This window comes from Streptomyces nitrosporeus (assembly GCF_008704555.1).
Taxonomy (GTDB): Bacteria; Actinomycetota; Actinomycetes; order Streptomycetales; family Streptomycetaceae; genus Streptomyces; species Streptomyces nitrosporeus.
The window spans coordinates 5587416-5601596 of sequence record NZ_CP023702.1; the positions used below are offsets into that span (position 1 = coordinate 5587416).

A 14181-nucleotide genomic window follows, 5' to 3' on the forward strand; every position below is an offset into this window, starting at 1 on the left:
GCGGCCCCCGCAGTCCCACCCGTCCGGAACCCGCCACGCCGTCCCGCTCGTCCTCGTGACAGAACAGTCGTCGTCGACGGCGGGAACGGCGTCGCCCATCGCCTAGGGTCATGAGGCGCGGCGATGTGTACGGCAAGGCAGTGAGGACAGCGCGATGGTGCAGGCGTACAGGGCGGAAACCGAGAACGCCGAGCCGGGCCCGGAGCGGCCCGGCGCCCGCCTGCGGGCCCTGTGCCACAGACTGGGCAGCGACCGCGGCATCTGGCGGCGCGGGATCGTCCTCGCCCTCTGCGCGGTCCTGCTGACCCTGGTGCTGGTCCTCCACGCGCAGATCCCCAACAGCGTCGGCAACGCCGGCAGCCTCATCGAGACGTTCCTGCCCTGGTTCGGGCTCCTCGTCCCCGTCCTCCTGCTCCTCGGGCTGCTCCGGCGCTCTGCCACCGCGGTGGTCTCACTGGTCCTGCCGGCCGTGGTCTGGCTCAACGTCTTCGGCGGCCTGCTCCTCACCGGCAAGTCCCATCCCGGCGGCGACCTCACCGTCGCCACCCACAACGTCAACGCCGGCAACCCCGACCCCGCGGGCACCGCCCAGCAGGTCGCCGGATCCGGCGCGGACATCGTGGCCCTCCAGGAACTCCCCGCCGGCAAGGTCGGGGCGTACGAGGACGCGCTCGCCGACCGCTACCCGCACCACTCGGTCCAGGGCACCGTCGGCCTGTGGAGCAAGTACCCGCTGGGCCGGTCCCGCCCCGTCGACATCAAGATGGGCTGGACCCGCGCCATGCAGGCCACGGTCACCACCCCCGAAGGCCCCGTCTCGGTCTTCGTCGCCCACCTGCCCTCCGTACGGGTCAAGCTGGACGCCGGGTTCACCGCCGGCCAGCGCGACCGGAGCGCCGACGCGCTGGGCGAGGCGATCGCCGACGCGCCGAACAGCCGGGTGGTCCTGCTCGGCGACCTCAACGGCACCATGAACGACCGCTCGCTGAACGCCGTCACCGCCCAGATGCGCTCCACCCAGGGCGCGGCCGGCGACGGGTTCGGCTTCAGCTGGCCGGCGTCCTTCCCGATGGCCCGCATCGACCAGATCATGGTCAGGGGCGTCGAGCCCGTCTCCTCCTGGACCCTTCCGGCCACCGACAGCGACCACCTCCCGATCGCCGCCCGTATCCAGCTCTGAGGGGCCCGGACGGGCCTGGGAGCCCTGGCCGGGAGGGCGAGTCCCGGCTCTCCGGGAGCCGCCCGCCGGGCGGGCCTACCCTCCGGGCGCGGCCTCCCCGGCGGGGAAGTGCGGCAGGAGGTAGGCGGCCAGCTCCTCCATCACCTCCGGCGCGGGACGCGTGTTGTGCCGGAGGTTGACCATCAGCTGGTCGACGCCGGCCTCCTCGTAGGTCTTGAAGAGGTCCAGCAGGGGCTCGCGCCCCATCGCCCAGCCCTGCGGCAGCGGGCGCGGCGACGCGCGCGGGTCCTCGTCGAGCACCAGATAGCCCGCCTGCGCGTACGGCTTGTACCCGGGGGAGCCCGGCTCACCGGTCAGCCGGCGCCAGCGCGCGGTGTTGGCCCGCTGCTGCTCCGGCGCGAGCGCCGTGTAGAGCCAGCCGTCCGCGTGCCGCGCGGTCCACTCCAGCGGCTGCCCGCCGCGTCCGGTCATCAGCATCGGCAGCCGTCCGCAGGCGGGCGGGGGCAGCACGACCTGTCCGGGCGGCACCGTGCCGAGCGGGGAGAGGAAGCCGGAGGGACCCGGCTCGGTGAGGTGGCGTACGTACTCCCACCCGTGCCGCAGCCCGGCCGCGAGGCCGGCCGGTTCGAGGCCGAAGGCGGGCACCTCCCCGGGGCGGTCGCCACGGGCGGCGCCGAGGAGCATCCGGCCGCCCGAGAGCGCGTCCACCGAGTTCGCGGCCTTGGCCACGTGGACCGGATGCCGCAGCGGCAGGACGGTGCTCGCCGTGCCGAGGGCGATGTGCCGGGTGGCCACCGCCAGCGCCCCCAGATAGACCCACGGGTCGAAGAGCTGCCCGCCGTCCCCCTCCCCGGGCACGAGCAGGGGCACATCACGCAGCCACAGGGTGGAGAAGCCCAGGTCCTCGGCCGTCCGGGCCAGCCGGAGGTGGCCGGCCATGGTCGGTACGTCCCCGGTGAACGACTCCAGCGGGGCGATGAGACCGAGTGTGGCCCGCCCGCCGGGGAAGGCCCGCAGCATCCCGGGGTGCCGCAGCAGCCCGGGATGCCGGTGCTCCCCGGCGGCGGGCCCGGCCGGGGAGCAGCCGGCGCTCACGGCGTCCGCCCGCCCGCCCGCGCGGCCTCCAGCAGCCGGGCGTTCTCCCGCTCCAGCTCGGCGATCCGCTCCCGCACCGGCTTCAGCGCCTCCTCCAGTTCGGCGACGGTGTAGCGCGGCTGGATGTGCTGGGGGCAGTTCCAGTCGTAGGCCTCCACGGTGATGAGGAGGACCCGCTCGGGCACGGCCCGGTAGCCCTCGGGGACCAGCGGGCCGGCCGAGGCGGGCCACCGGTCCGGGGTGCCGGTCCGGGCGCGCCCCAGGATCTTGAGCCGCCTGCGCGCGGGGTAGTCCATCAGCAGCAGGGAGACCCGGTCGTCGGTGTCCAGGTTCCCGGTGGTGATGTACTGCTTGTTGCCCCGGTAGTCCGCGAACCCCAGGGTCCGGTCGTCGACGACCCTCAGGAACCCCGGCGGTCCGCCCCGGTGCTGCACGTAGGGCCAGCCCGAGGAACCGGTGGTCGCCAGGTAGAAGCTCTCGGCCCGCGCGATGAAGGCGGCCTCCGAGGGGGTCAGCCGGTCGGCCTCCGCGGGCCCTTCGGCCATCGCGGCGTAGTTGCGCCGGCTGCCCTGTTCCTCCTGGTGCGCCTGGACCGGCGGCGTGAACAGCAGCTGCGCGTAACGGCTGGTCATCTGGGGCCTACCACCAGTAGGTGGGGTAGCGGGGGGTCCGGCCGCTGCGGCCCGCGAGGATGCCGACGCCGACGATCACCGCGGTGGCCAGGAGCAGCAGGAGGAGGAAGAGCACCGTGGAGGGCTGGGTGACGACCACGATGACGGCGGTCGCCGCCGCCGGGGAGTGGGGCGTCCTCGCCAGGGCCATCGCCCCGATCGCCAGACCGCCGGCGACCGCCGAGGTCCACACCGAGCTGCCGCCGACGGCCAGGCACACGAAGCCGACGACGGCCGAGACCAGCTGACCGCCGATCACACTGCGGGGCTGCGCCAGGGGGAGTGCGGGTGCGGCGAAGACCAGGGCGGCACTCGCGGCGAGCGGCGGGATGAGCACGGTCTGGTCGAGGAGCACGCCGAGCGCCACCAGGGCGACGAGGGCCGTGACGCCGCCGAGCGTGGCCACCGAGACGACGGGCAGCGCGGGCCGGGCCGGGGCCTTGCTCGTGAGCACGGAGCTGAGACGGCGCTGCGAGGGGAGCTCGGACACCTGGGTGTCGGACACGGACGTTCCTTCCATGGGGGACGTGATGAGCCGGGGAAGCGGGTACCGGGGATGCGCGTACCGAGGGGTGCGTGAACGGTGAGCGCATGAGCTAATGGATGCATCCTATGCGCATCCATTAGCTTCTGGCGGCGAAATCGAGACGGCAGGATGGGGACATGAGCGAGCAGACGGACCGGCAGCGCGGCCGGTCACCCATGGACGAACTCCCGTTGACGGGAGAGCCGCTGGCCCTGGAGCTGGTCAACACCACCTACATCAGGGGCGGGGTGAGGGGACACCTCGTGGATGCGCTCACCACCCCCGAGGACCTGCGGAACTGGCTCGTTTCACACCGGGAGGCCCTCCCCGCGGGGGCGGCGGAACGGATCGGGGCGGCGGCCCCGGCCGGCCCGGACCACCTGGAGGGGTTCCTGGAGCTGCGCGGGGCCCTGAGATCACTGGCGTCCGCGCTCACCGCGGACCGGCCCCCGGACCCGGCGGACCTGGCCGTGGTGAACAGGGCGGCGGGGCGGGGCGCGCGATGGCGCGAACTGAGGCCCGCCGGGAGGGGGGCGGGAGGCGGCGCCCTGCGGGTGGTGGACCGATGTCCGGAGCCCGATCCGTTCCTGGTGGCGCTCGGCGCGACGGCCGGCGCGGCGGTGGAACTCCTCGGCGGACCGGACGCCGGGAAACTGCGCGCCTGCGAAGCGCCCGGCTGCATCCTCTACTTCGTCCGGAGCCATGCCCGCCGCGCCTGGTGCACGGTCGGGTGCGGCAACCGCGTGCGGGTCTCACGGCACAGCCGCCGCTCCCGGGGGAGCGACGGCTGACACCTGCCACGGGCGTTGCGCCGCGGGTCAGTTCAGGATGTTCCGGTACACCTCGTCGGAGAGGTCGTAGCCCAGTTCGAGGGCGGCGGCGTTGTCCCACTCGAAGTGCACGCCGATGTACTTACGGCTGTCGGCCTTCTCCTGGGCCGCGGCGCTCAGGCTCGGGAAGGAGCGCGTGACGCCCTGGGCCAGCGGGTCGTCGGTGCCCCCGGTGAAGGAGAGATTGTCCGTGCCGAAGTAGTTGCGCACGATACCGGCCCAGGCGGCGCCGATCCCGGAGTGGCCGGAGACGTAGGTGGGGAAGTTGGGGCTGAAGCTGTTGCCCGCCAGGTCCTGCTCCTCGGGCTGCCAGGACGGGTCGGCGACGATGCCCGGGTTGGGGACCTCGTTCGCGCGGGTGATGGCGTCCACCGGGCGCCACACGTCCCAGTCGGTGCCGTACTTCGAGTCCCAGATCGCGATCGCCGCGTCGGCGAGGGCGACCGACGTCAGGCCGAACAGCTTGGCGCTCTCGAAGGAGCTCCCGTACGGGCGGTACTTCCGGAAGATCACGGCCGTGTGCTCGAACTGCTGGCCGACGGGCTTGTACGTGCCCTCGATGTCGTTGGCCCAGAAGTGGGCGATCTCCGTCTGGTCGGCCGTACGGGCGGTGGAGTTCTTCCCGCCGATCTGCTTGATCTCGTTGACCTGCGCGGCGTACTCGGGGCTCTTCAGGAGCTCCTCGGCGGAGGCGAAGCCACCGATGTTGCCCGGCCGGAACTGGCTGCCGGAGGAGATGCCGAAGGGCTTCACCTTGCCCCAGTTGGGCGCACCCGCGGGCTTGCCGGGGGCAGGCTGCCAGTGACCGGGGGCGGTGTTCACGACGTACGGCGTGGTGTCGTTTGAGCCGTCTCCCACCCGGTGGGCCAGCAGGGCCTTGGCGATCCTGGTCCCGAGGTCGCGGCCGAACGCCCGCTGGGACGAGTTGCCGAAGTCGGGCAGGGCCAGGGCGGCGTTCAGCTTGGCGTCGAGGTCGGCGACCGGGTAGGCGGGGAAGGCGCCCCGCAGCGCGGTGTACGCGGCGTAGTCGATGGCCGTGTTCAGGGACCCGTAGGCGCCGGCCGCCGAGGCGTCCTTGGTGAGGTACGGCTTGCCGATGGTGCGGATGGAGTTGACGGAGTCGTAGATCGAGAGGTCCAGGATCGCGCCGCCGCGGGTGAGCGGTCCGGGCGTCCCGCCGGTCTTGCGGAACACGTCCAGCAGCACGTTGTTCCAGTACAGGACGTGGTCCTGGGAGCCGCGCGCCGTGGAGGGCACGGAACTCTCGCCGGCGGGGGGCGTGACCTCGGCCGCGGCGGGGACGGAGGGGGCCAGCGTGGCGATGCCCGCGAGGGAGAGGCCGGCCACGGCCACGCGCAGAGTCCTGCCCTTGCGTATGGAGCGGAGCATGAGATGAGTTCCCTGTCTGTCGGCGCCCGGTGACGTTCCTGACGCGTCGTCACCGCGGCGGTGCCTTCTTCGCCGAGAAACGTAAGACGGCTCCGCCCCCGGTCACCGATGGCTCCCCAGATGCCAGCCATCGGGAATCCCGATGGGCCGCGGATGGCCAGGGGTTTCATGCGATGTCCACACTTCTCTAACGGCATGTTGGCAATGAACCGTTAGAGGCTCACTCGGCATGCCGGTCCGCCGGGTGGAGCTCCGCGGGATGGTGCCGGGCGTAGTGCCGGGCGGCGCGCGCCCTGTTGCCGCACCCCGTCGAACACCACTGCCTGCGGGAGCGCCCGCGGTCGAAGAAGAAGACGCACCCCGGCGCGGTGCACGGCGCGGGCTCCACGCCGGACGAGCCGGCCAGCAGCCCGATCAGGGCATGGGCGATCTCGGCCTGGGCCGCGACCACGGGCGTTGTCGTGCACCAGTGCCTCACGGCCGGCCGCTCCCCCGGTGCCCAGCACAGCAGCGGCAGTGAACGGCCCATGTTCGCAGCCCGGTTGACCTGCGCGACATCCCACGGTTCGGGGTCCTCGCCGCGCACATAGGAGTCGACCAGGCGCCGGCCCGCGTCCCTGAGCAAGGTGAAACAGAGGACGTCGGCCCCGTCGACGGAGGCGAGGGAGCCGTCGTCGAGCGGGGTGGTGAACAGGGTGCGACAGGAACGCAGCCACCAGGCGAGGTGCGCGGGTGACCGGAAACCGTCGTGGAGCTCCCCGCGCACCGGGAAGACGGTGTTGAGGAATTCGAGCGGCAACGGCTCGCCGTTCAGCGGCGGGACGTCCGGGGGAGCGGGGAACGGATCGGTCTGAGTCATCTGGGTCCTCGGACGGGGGAGGAGGTGGCGCTTGTTCGAGGCACATGCCCCATGGCAGGATCTAGCTAACGGGATACATACCTACAGCCCGTTAGCCTGGCTAGGCTAGCGGAGTGGGTGCCCGAAGTGTCCCGCTCGTCGAGGAGCGAGGGTTCCTGGGCCGGGGGGCGTGCGAAGAGGGGTGTCCCGCGCCGGGGACGGTTCCCGTACGACGCCGTTTTTTCTGTGGGGGAGAAAATGACATTGGATCTTGCGCTCTATCAGTTGAGAACTTTCCGTGAGGTCGCCCGGCTGGGCAGCTTCACGAAGGCTGCACGCAGCCTCGGATACGCACAGTCCAGTGTCACTTCACATATCCGGTCGCTGGAATCGCGTATCGGTATGCAGCTGGTGCAGAGATTGCCGCACGGTGTCCGGCTCACACCGTCCGGAGACATCTTCCATGAATACGCGAACCGTATCTTCCATGTGGTCGACGAGATGTCCAACGCCCTCAAACCGTCCGGCGAACTGGAGGGGCGCGCGACCGTCGGAGCCTCCGCGCTCCTCATGGAGACCCGGGTCGGGGCCCTGGTGCAGGACTGCCGCTACCGGTACCCCAAGGTGCAGGTGTCACCCCGGCAGCTCGTCATCAGCAACGCCGCCCGTGCCGTCCACGCCAACGAGGTGGACCTGGCGCTGGTGCACGGCGACTTCGTCGGGGCGGGGGACTTACCCGCCGGCCTGACGGTCGAGGAACTGCCGGACCTGGAAGTGGTACCGGTCGGATCGGTGGAGCTGGCCCACAGCGCGGACCGGGGGCGGGCGCTCTCGCAGGTGAAGGTGCTCGCGGTCGACCCCGACTGCTCCTCGCACCAGGTGATGGTGACCGCCCTCCGCGAGATCTACGGCATCGAACCGCAGGTCATCGAGGCCGGATCGGTCGGCGGCGCCCGGGAGCTGGCCCGCGTCGGATACGGGGTCGCGATGCTGCCCGCCGAGTCGGTGCGGGCGGAGGGGGAGGGCAGCGGGCTCGCCGTCATCCCCGGCCTGCCCCGCGTGCGGCTCGGCGTCCGCGCCCTGTGGGCCGGGCGTGAGCTCTCGGCGGCGGCGGTGTCCGCCTTCTGCGACGTGGCCGTCAGGGTGGGCAGGCAGCGGGAGACGCAGCCGGCCTGACCGGTCCGCAAACGACGCGGGGCGGGTGGGTGAAGAACGGGTGACCGTTCTTCACCCACCCGCCCCTTCCGCTTTTCCGGGGGACCGGCCGGCGCCGGTGGAACAGGCCCATCGAAAAAAGTGATGGCGCCCATCGAATACGGTGCGGATCGGCTGGGCGCAGCCGTACATAGCCTTCTCGAAGAGATGCAAGATAAACCTTTGAGAGGTGGGAATGTGTCCGACATCGCCTACATTCCGAATGTCTTTCGCAGCGGCTTCGAGCTGGACGACCTGAACTGGGTCACCTGGTCCGAGCCCGGCCGTACCGGGGTCGAGCACCACGTGCTGTGGGCCCCCGACGAGGCGAAGGGCGAGGACTCCGTCGGCCTGCTCCTGCGTTTCCCGCCGGGCGCGCACGGAGACTTCCACGAGCACCTCGGCCACGAGCTGATGCTGGTCCTGGACGGGGTCCTCGACCACAGCGACGGCATCTCGTACGTGAAGGGCGACCTCGTCGTCGAGGGACCGGGCACCGAGCACCAGATGTCCAGCCGCACGGGCTGCACCGTACTGGCGATCCGCACCGCGCCCGCCGCCGCGCGCACCCCCCAGAAGCCGCTCCGCCCGGTCGGCGTCACCGCCGCCCCCTGACCGGTGCGGGCAGGGCGTGCGCGTCCCCCCGCCGCGTGGCCCGCTCTGCCCGCACCACACAGCGCCGCCCCCCACCGCACAGCACCGCGCCGCACCGCGCCCCCACCGCACAGCACAGCACCGCACCACGGGCGTCCCGCCCGGCTCCATCGCCCCCCGTCCGACATCCCGCCGACCCGAAGAGAGCGGACCTTGTCCACGTACAGCCTCCAGAGCCCGCACGGCCCGACTCCGGCGGAGCCGGTGAAGGGGCCGGCCGCCGCCACCGAGCACGGCGGCCGCAGGGTCCTGGTCTCCAGCGTCTCCTCCGACTCGCACACCTGGAACCTCGTCTTCCTCCAGCTCCTCATGGAGGAGATGGGGCACGAGGTGACGAACATCGGCTCCTGCGTCCCGGACGACCTCCTCATCGAGGAGTGCCGGCGGGTCCGCCCCGACCTCGTCGTCATCAGCAGCGTCAACGGACACGGGGCCCTGGACGGCGCGCGCGCCGTGCGGCGGCTGCGCAGCCAGCCCGACCTGCGCGACCTGCGCGTCGTGATCGGCGGGAAACTCGGGGTCCGCGGTCCCGACGCGGAGCCCTGCGGACCCGAACTGGTCGAGGCCGGATTCGACGCCGTCTTCGAGGACACCTCCTCGGTCACCGAGTTCCGGAGCTACCTCGCCGGGACCGCGCAGCCCCGGCTCACCGCGTCCGGAGCCCGGTGACCACCGTGGAGCGCTCCCTACAGCACCGTCCCGGCACGCCGCCCGCCCCGCCCGCGCCGGGCACGTTCGCCGCCGCGGTGGCCGCGGGCGTCCGGGCCGGCGAACTCGTCGTACAGCCCAGAATGGGCTTCGCCGACATCCCCCGGATGCGCGAGGGCCTGCACGCGGTGAAGCAGGCCCGGGCCCGGACGGTGGGCACCCTGACGATCGACAGCTACACCCGGGTCGGCGACAACGAGTCGGCCCGCCAGGCACTCGCCGACGGCACGGACCTCAACGGCTACCCCATCGTCGCCCACGGCCCGCGGACCACCCGCGAGCTGACCCGCCCGCTCACCGGCTCCGGCTTCGCGGTCCAGGTACGGCACGGCTCCGCGGACCCGCACCACATCATCCAGGCCCTGCTGGACGCCGGCCTCGACGCGACGGAGGGCGGGCCGGTCTCCTACTGCCTGCCGTACAGCAGGACACCGCTGGACGACTCCGTCGAGGCATGGGCCCGCAGCTGCGAACTGCTCGCGTCCCGGCCGGGCACCCATCTGGAGAGCTTCGGCGGCTGCATGCTCGGCCAGCTCTGCCCGCCGGGACTGCTGGTCGCGCTCTCCGTCCTGGAAGGCGTCTTCTTCCGGCAGCGGGGACTGCGCAGCGTGTCGCTGAGCTACGCCCAGCAGACCCACCACGCACAGGACGTCGAGGCACTGCTGGCGCTGCGCACCCTGGCCGGCGAGTACCTCGACGGCATCGACTGGCACGTCGTCCTCTACACCTACATGGGCGTCTTCCCCCGGACCACGGAAGGGGCGCTGGGACTGCTGCGCGACAGCGCCCGCCTGGCGGTGCTCACCGGGACCGAGCGCATGATCGTCAAGACGCCCGCCGAGGCACACCGCATCCCCACCGTCCAGGACAACGTACGCGCCCTGGAGGAAGCCGCCCTGGCCGCCGCCGGATGCGCCGGCCCGGCCGCGCCGGCGGACCAGGAGTTCGGCGTCCTGGCCGAGGCACGCACCCTGGTGGAGACCGTCCTGGAGCTGCACCCGGACACCGGGCGGGCCCTGGCCGACGCGTTCCGGCGCGGACTGCTGGACGTGCCGTACTGCCTGCACGCCGACAACGCCAACCGGTCCCGCAGTTACATCGACGCCCGGGGCGCCCTCCAGTGGCACTCCACGGGCGCCATGCCGATCCGCGCGCTCCCCGCGCCGGAACGCGAACGGCTGCGGGCGGACGATCTGCTCGGCATGCTCTCGTACACCCAGGAATCCTTCGACCGGGCCGCCCTGGGCGAGCGCCGGTACGCCGTGGAGAGCACCCAGGCATCCAGCTGAGCGCACCCCGCGTATCACTTCTCACCCGTTAGGAAGTAGCTGTGTCCGGATTCCCCTCCGATACGCGCCCCCTCGTCATCGCCGTCATCGGCAGCGGCCCCCGGGGCATCTCCGTGCTGGAACGCCTCGCCGTGCGGACGGCGGCCGAGGCGGAGCAGGCCGGCGGCGGTACGCCCCGGCCCGTCCGCGTCCATCTGATCGACGCCACCGAGGTCGGTGCCGGCCGGGTCTGGCGCACCGACCAGGACGACTGGTTCACCATGAACACCGTGGTCAGCCAGGTGACCATGTACTCCGGCGACCCGGACGGCGGTCCCGACCGCCCCGGCGCCGGGCCCTCGCTCGGCGACTGGATAGCCCGGCGGGCACGGGACGCGGGCGAGGAACTCCTCGGCCCCGACGACTACGCGCCCCGGGTCCGCTACGGCCACTACCTCGCCCATGTCCTCGGCACCGTCGCGGCCGCGATGCCCGCCCATGTGGAACTCCTGCCGCTGAACGGCCGGGTCACCTCGCTGCGGCCGGCCGCCGGCGGCGGCTACCGCCTCGGCATCGACGGCCACGAGGCCCCCCTGGAGGCCGACCGCGTCGTCCTGGCCACCGGCCACCCGGTCAACGCACCGGGCGCCTTCGAACGCGAGATGCTCGGCTTCGCCGCGAAGACCCCCGGCACCCGCTACCTCTGCGGTGACTCCGCGGCGGACATGCCCCTCGGCGAGGACGACATCCCCGCCGGGAGCGTCGTCGGCGTCAAGGGACTCGGCCTCTCCTTCTACGACGTGATGCTCGCCCTGACCGTGGGCCGCGGCGGCGAGTTCCGCACCGGCCCGGACGGCGTGCTCCGCTACCGGCCGAGCGGCCGGGAACCCCGGATCGTCGCCGGATCACGCAGCGGACTGCCGATCCCCGCACGCGGCCGCAACCAGAAGGAGCCGGACTACAGCCACCGCGCGCTCTTCCTCACCCCCGACGCCCTGGAGCACGCCCGGCAGGCCCGCCGGGCCCTGAACGGCAGCGGGCAGCTGGACTTCGAGCACGACGTGCTGCCGCTGCTCCGCGCGGAGATCGACCACGTCTACTACACCACCCTGGTACGGCGGGCCCAGGGGGCCGCCGCGGCCGAGGTGTTCGCCCAGGCGCACGCGAAGGTGCTGCACGAGGGCGGGGACCGCCGCGCCCTGCTGATGGAGGCCGGACTGGCCGATGTGGAGCCGGTGGACCTGGACGCGCTGGCCCGCCCGTTCGGCCAGGAGGTCTTCGACTCGCCCGAGGACTTCCGCACCCACCTGCTGAAGGTGATGGACGAGGACCTGGCCGCCGCCGAACTCGGCACGCTCGACGGCCCGTTGAAATCGTCCCTGGACGTGCTCCGGGACATCCGCAACGTGGTCCGGCAGGCCGTCGACTACGGCGGCCTGCTGCCCGCGTCGCACACCGGGTTCTTCCACGGCCGCTTCCTGCCCGTCAACGCCCTGCTGTCGGCGGGCCCCCCGATGGCCCGGGTGGAACAGCTCAGGGCGCTGATCACGCAGGGTGTCGTCGAGGTCGCGGGACCGGACACCGTCTTCGAGGCGGCGCCGGAAGCCGGCGGTTTCCGGGTCGGCTCCCCCCGCGTCAACGGCTCCGAGCGGATCGCGCAGACCCTGATCGACGCCCGCATCCCCACCCCCGACCTGCTGCGCGACACCTCCCCGCTGACCCGGCAGCTGGTGGACGACGGCATGGTCCGCCCCTATGTGATCGAGGGCCCGGACGGGGACCGCCATGTGACCGGCGGACTGGACGTCACCGTCAGCCCCTTCCACGTCGTGGACTCCTCCGGCCGGTCCCAGCCCGACCTGTACGCCCTCGGCATCCCGACCGAGCACACCCGCTGGTTCACCCAGGTCGGCAGCAGCCGCCCGGGGGTCGGCACCCTCTTCTACCGGGACGCCGACGCGATAGCGGCGGACGCGCTGCGCCCGGCGGGGCCCGTCGTCCTGCCCCGGCAGGCGACCGGAGAGCGGCGCCCGGCCGCCCCCGCCCGTACCTCCGTCCGTGAGGGGGAGCCCGCATGAGCCGGGAACGGCACGAGGACCGGCGGGAGGACTCTGCCGCGCGGGAGTTCCTGCGCGCCCGGGACACCCTGCTGCTGCACCGCACCGACCTGGAGAAGGCGGTGGCCGAATTCAGCTGGCCCCGGCCGGAGTTCTTCAACTGGGCGCTCGACTACTTCGACGCCGTCGCCACCCGTACGGACCGGCCCGCCCTGCGGATCGCCGGCCCCGGCGGGCCGGAGACCGACGAAGTGTACGGCTACGGCGACCTGTCCCGCCGTTCCGCCCGGATCGCCAACGGCCTGCGCGCCGCGGGCGTACGCCGGGGGGACGTCCTGCTGCTGATGCTGGGCAACCGGGTGGAGGTGTGGGAGACGATGCTGGCCGCGGTCAAGACCGGTGCCGTCGTCATCCCCACCTACACGACGGCCACCCCCGCGGAGCTGGCGGACCGCGTCGGCCGGGGCGAGGTGCGGTACGTCGTCGCCGAGGCGGCGCTGGCGGACCGGTTCGCCGGCGTACCGGGCGGGTGGACCGGCTTCACCGTCGGGGGCGAGGCGGAGGGCTGGCTGTCCTACGACACCCTCGGGCAGGCGTCCGACGCCTTCGAGCCGGACGGTCCCACCCGGGCGGACGACCCGCTGTTCCGGTACTTCACCTCGGGCACCACCTCCAAGCCCAAGCTGGTGGAGCACACCCACACCAGCTACCCCGTCGGCCACCTGTCGGGGATGTACTGGAACGGGGTCCAGCCGGGCGACGTCCACCTGAACATCTCCGTGCCGGGCTGGGCCAAGCACGCCTGGAGCTCGCTCTTCGTCCCCTGGAACGCCGAGGCGACGGTGCTCGCGCTGGACGCCGCTCGCTCGGGTCCCGCCGAGATCCTCGACGCCCTGTGCACCCGCCAGGTCTCCACCTTCTGCGCCCCGCCGACCGTCTGGCGCGCGCTGGCGGGCCTCGGCCTGGGTGAACGCCCGCCCGCGCTCAGGGAGGCCGTCGCGGCGGGCGAGCCGCTGGAGGCATCCCTGATCGAACAGGTCGCCCACGACTGGGGAATCCACCTGCGCGACGGTTACGGGCAGACGGAGACCACCGGGCAGATCGGCAACCCCCCCGGCCGTACGCCGGTCCCCGGCCGCATGGGTTTCCCGCTGCCCGGGTACACCGTCGTCCTCGTCGACCCGGAGTCCGGCACACCCGTCCCCGACGGCACACCGGGGGAGATCTGCCTGGACCTGTCCACGGCGCCGCTGGGCGTCATGAAGGGGTACGTGGGCAACCCGGCCCGCACGGCCGAGGCGCTGGCCGGCGGCTACTACCACACGGGCGACCTGGCCGTACGGAACGCGGACGGCTCCCTCGGCTACCTGGCGCGGGCCGACGACATGTTCAAGTCGTTCGACCACCGCATCTCGCCGCGCGAGCTGGAGGAGGCGCTGCGCCGCCACCCCGCGGTGGCCGACGCGGCCGTGGTCCCGGTGCCCCACCCGGTCGGCCTGTGGGCTCCGAAGGCGTACGTGGTCCTGGCCCCGGGCAGTCCGGCCTCGGCCGGCACGGCACGGGACCTGCTCGGCCGCGCCTGCGCCGAGCTGCCCCCCGAGAAGTGGGTGCGCTCCGTGGAGTTCGCGAAGTCCCTGCCGCGCACGGCGTCGGGAAAGGTGCGCCGGGCCGAGCTGAGGGAGCGCCCGGCCGGCACGGAGTACCCGCTCGACGCCTGAGGGCGCGGCACCCGGGGACCGCTCCGGACGACCGCGGCGCCGGACCCCGTACG

At 72.8% G+C, this 14181-nt stretch carries 13 protein-coding genes; 8 read left to right on the forward strand and 5 right to left on the reverse strand.

The features are described from left to right. Positions 1-154: 154 nt before the first annotated feature. The gene (locus tag CP967_RS24660; RefSeq protein ID WP_150490066.1) at positions 155-1180 is read left to right on the forward strand and encodes an endonuclease/exonuclease/phosphatase family protein; all 1026 of its coding nucleotides are present in this window, start codon (positions 155-157) and stop codon (positions 1178-1180) included. 75 nt (positions 1181-1255) lie between these two features. On the opposite strand, the gene CP967_RS24665 is transcribed toward CP967_RS24660, so the two are convergent. Genes CP967_RS24665 through CP967_RS24675 form a run of 3 tightly spaced genes read right to left on the reverse strand, consistent with a single transcriptional unit; the run spans position 1256 to position 3466 of the window. Continuing rightward, positions 1256-2275: a TIGR03571 family LLM class oxidoreductase gene (locus CP967_RS24665; protein ID WP_150490067.1), complete on the reverse strand. Its 1020-nt coding sequence runs from the start codon at positions 2273-2275 to the stop codon at positions 1256-1258. Then, the gene (locus CP967_RS24670) at positions 2272-2907 is read right to left on the reverse strand and encodes a pyridoxamine 5'-phosphate oxidase family protein (protein ID WP_150490068.1); all 636 of its coding nucleotides are present in this window, start codon (positions 2905-2907) and stop codon (positions 2272-2274) included. The genes CP967_RS24665 and CP967_RS24670 overlap by 4 nt, the downstream gene beginning before the upstream one ends. A gap of 7 nt (positions 2908-2914) precedes the next feature. Beyond that, positions 2915-3466 carry an HPP family protein gene (locus tag CP967_RS24675; protein ID WP_150490069.1) on the reverse strand — a complete coding sequence of 184 codons (552 nt, stop codon included), beginning with the start codon at positions 3464-3466 and terminating at the stop codon, positions 2915-2917. A 143-nt stretch (positions 3467-3609) separates the two neighbouring features. Between CP967_RS24675 and CP967_RS24680 the strand changes: the two genes are divergently transcribed. Beyond that, the gene (locus CP967_RS24680) at positions 3610-4263 is read left to right on the forward strand and encodes a CGNR zinc finger domain-containing protein (protein WP_150490070.1); all 654 of its coding nucleotides are present in this window, start codon (positions 3610-3612) and stop codon (positions 4261-4263) included. 27 nt (positions 4264-4290) lie between these two features. Here the strand turns inward: CP967_RS24680 and CP967_RS24685 are convergent, their stop codons facing one another. Both CP967_RS24685 and CP967_RS34815 read right to left on the reverse strand, forming a co-directional pair. Then, the gene (locus tag CP967_RS24685) at positions 4291-5691 is read right to left on the reverse strand and encodes a vanadium-dependent haloperoxidase (protein WP_150490071.1); all 1401 of its coding nucleotides are present in this window, start codon (positions 5689-5691) and stop codon (positions 4291-4293) included. 220 nt (positions 5692-5911) lie between these two features. After that, positions 5912-6550 carry a CGNR zinc finger domain-containing protein gene (locus CP967_RS34815; protein WP_229888241.1) on the reverse strand — a complete coding sequence of 213 codons (639 nt, stop codon included), beginning with the start codon at positions 6548-6550 and terminating at the stop codon, positions 5912-5914. Positions 6551-6787: 237 nt separating this feature from the next. Here CP967_RS34815 and CP967_RS24695 point away from each other — a divergent pair, with 237 nt between their 5' ends. The 6 genes from CP967_RS24695 (at position 6788) to CP967_RS24720 (ending at position 14128) form a co-directional block, all read left to right on the forward strand. Continuing rightward, positions 6788-7705 (forward strand): LysR family transcriptional regulator, encoded by a 918-nt coding sequence (locus CP967_RS24695; RefSeq protein WP_150490072.1) that lies wholly within the window; start codon positions 6788-6790, stop codon positions 7703-7705. 216 nt (positions 7706-7921) lie between these two features. Next, positions 7922-8338: a cupin domain-containing protein gene (locus CP967_RS24700; RefSeq protein WP_190175017.1), complete on the forward strand. Its 417-nt coding sequence runs from the start codon at positions 7922-7924 to the stop codon at positions 8336-8338. A 192-nt stretch (positions 8339-8530) separates the two neighbouring features. Further along, positions 8531-9046: a cobalamin B12-binding domain-containing protein gene (locus tag CP967_RS24705; RefSeq protein WP_373300337.1), complete on the forward strand. Its 516-nt coding sequence runs from the start codon at positions 8531-8533 to the stop codon at positions 9044-9046. A 5-nt stretch (positions 9047-9051) separates the two neighbouring features. Beyond that, positions 9052-10374, forward strand: coding sequence for a methylaspartate mutase (locus tag CP967_RS24710; RefSeq protein WP_150492034.1), 1323 nt, complete (start codon positions 9052-9054; stop codon positions 10372-10374). 41 nt (positions 10375-10415) lie between these two features. Further along, positions 10416-12431, forward strand: coding sequence for an FAD/NAD(P)-binding protein (locus CP967_RS24715; protein ID WP_150490073.1), 2016 nt, complete (start codon positions 10416-10418; stop codon positions 12429-12431). Continuing rightward, on the forward strand, positions 12428-14128 hold the full coding sequence (locus tag CP967_RS24720) for an AMP-binding protein (protein ID WP_150490074.1): 1701 nt from the start codon (positions 12428-12430) through the stop codon (positions 14126-14128). Before CP967_RS24715 ends, CP967_RS24720 begins: the two co-directional genes overlap by 4 nt. The last annotated feature ends 53 nt before the right edge of the window (positions 14129-14181 follow it).

What these genes read in the sequence shown, in the direction of transcription:
- CP967_RS24660 (WP_150490066.1), top strand. Translation starts at nt 155, where the DNA reads ATGGTGCAGGCGTACAGGGCGGAAACCGAGAACGCCGAGCCGGGCCCG.
- CP967_RS24680 (WP_150490070.1), top strand. Translation starts at nt 3,610, where the DNA reads ATGAGCGAGCAGACGGACCGGCAGCGCGGCCGGTCACCCATGGACGAA.
- CP967_RS24720 (WP_150490074.1), top strand. Translation starts at nt 12,428, where the DNA reads ATGAGCCGGGAACGGCACGAGGACCGGCGGGAGGACTCTGCCGCGCGG.
- CP967_RS24685 (WP_150490071.1), bottom strand. Translation starts at nt 5,691, where the DNA reads ATGCTCCGCTCCATACGCAAGGGCAGGACTCTGCGCGTGGCCGTGGCC.
- CP967_RS24695 (WP_150490072.1), top strand. Translation starts at nt 6,788, where the DNA reads ATGACATTGGATCTTGCGCTCTATCAGTTGAGAACTTTCCGTGAGGTC.
- CP967_RS24675 (WP_150490069.1), bottom strand. Translation starts at nt 3,466, where the DNA reads ATGGAAGGAACGTCCGTGTCCGACACCCAGGTGTCCGAGCTCCCCTCG.
- CP967_RS34815 (WP_229888241.1), bottom strand. Translation starts at nt 6,550, where the DNA reads ATGACTCAGACCGATCCGTTCCCCGCTCCCCCGGACGTCCCGCCGCTG.
- CP967_RS24670 (WP_150490068.1), bottom strand. Translation starts at nt 2,907, where the DNA reads ATGACCAGCCGTTACGCGCAGCTGCTGTTCACGCCGCCGGTCCAGGCG.